Genomic DNA, 3,077 nt, shown 5'->3' on the forward strand with positions numbered 1-3,077 from the left:
GGCTGCGTGCCGCCAGCGAGCGGCTCGAGGCGGCGCGGTCGCAGCTGGCGACCGCCCGCAACGAGCTGGCGACGGCCCGCGGCCGGGTCGCGGTCGCGGCCGAGCGCGATGCCGAGATGCAGGCCGCGCTGACCCAGGCGGAGGCCGACCTGGCCACCGCCGAGGCCGAGCTCGTCGCCGGTCGCCAGAGCATGGACGAGCAGGCCGCCAAGGTCGCCAGCACCGTCTCGGACATCTACACGGAGGGTGACCCGCAGCTGCTCGCCTTCTCCTCGATGCTCGAGTCGGCGTCCACGGACGACCTGACCCGGCACGACGAGGTGCGCGACGTGATCGTCGGTCGCGAGTCGCGTGCCTTCGACGCGCTCCACGCGGCCAAGGTGCTGCTGGAGGTGCACGAGCGCCAGGTCGAGGAGGCCCGCGACGACGTCGCGATCAAGCGCCAGCAGGCGGCCGACAACCTCGCCCTCACCCAGCAGCTCGAGTCCGAGGCCGRGACGGCCAAGGCCTCGGTCGTCGCCCTTGTCAGTGAGCGGTCCTCGGCCCGCTCCGAGGCCACCAAGGCTCGCGCCGCCGACCTGCGCCAGCTCCAGCAGCTCGAGCGCGAGGCCGACCGGATCGAGGAGATGCTGCGCAAGCGGGCCGCCGCGGCGCTGCGCCGCGCGCGCGCCAAGGCCGCGGCCCAGGGGCGCAGCGTCGCCAGCAGCGGCGGCGGCAGCCTGATGATGCCGGTCGCGGGAGGGGTCACCTCGCCCTTCGGCTGGCGCACCCACCCGATCTACGGCTACTGGGGCCTGCACGACGGCACGGACTTCGGTGGCGGGTGCGGACAGCCCATCCACGCGGCCGCGTCGGGCCGCGTCGTCTCGTCGTACTGGAGCGACGTCTACGGCCACCGGCTCATCATCGACGACGGCGTCCTCAACGGCACCGGCATCGCCACCATCTACAACCACGCCAGCAGCTACACCGTCGGCACGGGCGCGCAGGTGCAGCGCGGCCAGGTCATCGGGTACGTCGGGGACACCGGCTGGTCGACCGCCTGCCACCTGCACTTCACGGTGATGGCCAACGGCACGGCCGTCGACCCCGAGAACTGGTTCTGAGCCGCGCAGCCACCGCGGATGCTTTCCCGGTTGCGGGCGGCTGAGAGGATGGCGCCATGGCCAAGGAGACCGCGAAGGACCAGCGCAACCGGTTGATCGCGCAGAACAAGAAAGCGCGCCACGACTACCTCATCGAGGACACCTTCGAGGCCGGCATGGTGCTGCAGGGGACCGAGGTCAAGTCGCTGCGCGCCGGGCGCGCGAGCCTGGTCGACGGGTTCGTCGACCTCGACAACGGCGAGGTGTGGCTGCACGGCGTCCACATCCCGGAGTACGCGCAGGGCACCTGGACCAACCACGCCGCGCGACGCAAGCGCAAGCTGCTCCTGAACCGGGCCGAGATCACCAAGCTCGAGCGCAAGGTCGGCGACAAGGGCTTCACCATCATCCCGCTCTCGCTCTACTTCAAGGACGGTCGGGCCAAGGTCGAGATCGCCCTGGCCAAGGGCAAGAAGGAGTACGACAAGCGCCACTCGCTGGCCGAGCGGCAGGCCAACCGGGAGAAGGAGCAGGCCGTCCAGCGCCGGCTCAAGGGCCACACCGACTGATGGTCTCCCGCTCGGGACCCGCCGCCGACGCGACGGTGCGGGAGTGGACCGCGGCCCTCGGGCTGTCGGGCGTCGTCGACATCCACACCCACTTCCTGCCGCCGCAGGTGATGGCCAAGGTGCGCGCCCAGTTCGACGCCGCCGGCCCGCTCATCGGCCGCCCGTGGCCGCTGCACTACCGCGACACCGACGACGCGCTGGTCGAGGTCCTCCGCTCGCTCGGCGTCGCCCGCTTCACCGCCCTGCCCTACGCGCACCGGCCGGGGATGGCCGACTGGCTCAACGACTGGGCGGCCGGCTTCGCGGCCGGGGTGCCCGAGGCCGCGGTCTGCGGGACGTTCTTCCCCGAGGAGTCCGCGGCGTCGTACGTCGCCGCCCGGCTCGTCTCGGTCGAGGTCTTCAAGGTGCACGTGCAGGTCGGGGGCTTCGACGTCACCGACCCGCTCCTGGACGACGCGTGGGGACTGGTGGCCGAGGCAGGCACGCCGGTCGTGCTGCACGCGGGCAGCGGCCCGGTCCCGACGGAGCACACCGGCCCCGCGCCGGTCGCCGCCCTGCTGGACCGGCACCCGCGGCTGCGGCTCGTCATCGCCCACGCGGGCGCCCCGGAGTACGCCGATTTCCTCGCCCTCGCCGAGCGGTCCGAGCAGGTCGCGCTCGACACCACGATGGTCTTCACGGACTTCTTCTCCGAGATGGGCGGGGTCTACCCGGCCGCACTGCTGCCGCGGCTGCGCGACCTCGGACTGGCCGGCAAGGTGCTGCTCGGGTCCGACTTCCCGAACATCCCCTACCCGTACGCACACCAGCTCGAGGCGCTCGGCCGGCTCGACCTCGGCGAYGACTGGCTGCGCGCCGTCTGCTGGGACAACGGCCACGCGCTGATCGGCTGAGCGGGACGTCGTACGGGGAATGCATGCGACGCCTGTCGGTGTTGACCCGTAGACTGACGACGTACCACCGCACGACACAACTCAAGAGGGGCTGATCGGTTTCGACTTGGGACGTTAGTCCCAGGGGAAGCGGGTCGAGAAGGCAGCGTCATCTCGTTAACGATCGCTGCAAAACCATAGTTGCCAACACCAATCGCAACGACTTCGCTCTCGCTGCCTGAGCAGTGACCGAAGGGTCTGACCGGGCACCTGTCCTCGTCCCGGACCCAGGCCTCATCTAGAGGACTTGCTGGCCACTCTCTGTCAGGAGGGGTGGCCGGGACTTCATCCTGACTGGGCCTGTCGGCGACGTGTCTGTGCGAGCGCCGGGGCCGAGAAAAGCGACAACACTGACTGCACCCGGAGAAGACCTGGTTCGACGCTCGAGGACGCGGGTTCGATTCCCGCCAGCTCCACCACGAGGTCTTCGCAGAATGAACGCGAATTATTGGAATTATCACCGGTGTCGGTGGGTCTCGCCTTAGGGAGCC

At 70.5% G+C, this 3,077-nt stretch carries 3 protein-coding genes and 1 other RNA gene; all 4 read left to right on the plus strand.

The window, feature by feature from the left end:
- The coding region (locus ACXJKL_RS18175) for a peptidoglycan DD-metalloendopeptidase family protein (protein WP_457208408.1) at positions 1–1,106 on the plus strand (1,106 nt) is incomplete at its 5' end.
- A 56-nt stretch (positions 1,107–1,162) separates the two neighbouring features.
- Positions 1,163–1,654, plus strand: a complete 492-nt coding sequence (gene smpB, locus ACXJKL_RS18180) for an SsrA-binding protein SmpB (RefSeq protein WP_457208409.1) — start codon at positions 1,163–1,165, stop codon at positions 1,652–1,654.
- Positions 1,654–2,547: an amidohydrolase family protein gene (locus tag ACXJKL_RS18185; protein WP_457208410.1), complete on the plus strand. Its 894-nt coding sequence runs from the start codon at positions 1,654–1,656 to the stop codon at positions 2,545–2,547. The genes smpB and ACXJKL_RS18185 overlap by 1 nt, the downstream gene beginning before the upstream one ends.
- An 87-nt stretch (positions 2,548–2,634) precedes the next feature.
- Positions 2,635–3,005, plus strand: a transfer-messenger RNA (tmRNA) gene (gene ssrA / locus ACXJKL_RS18190).
- Positions 3,006–3,077: the final 72 nt, after the last annotated feature.

It is taken from the genome of Nocardioides sp. P5_C9_2 (assembly GCF_054049555.1).

Excerpts from the sequence above, each read along its gene's own strand:
- smpB (WP_457208409.1), top strand. The coding sequence starts at position 1,163 with ATGGCCAAGGAGACCGCGAAGGACCAGCGCAACCGGTTGATCGCGCAG.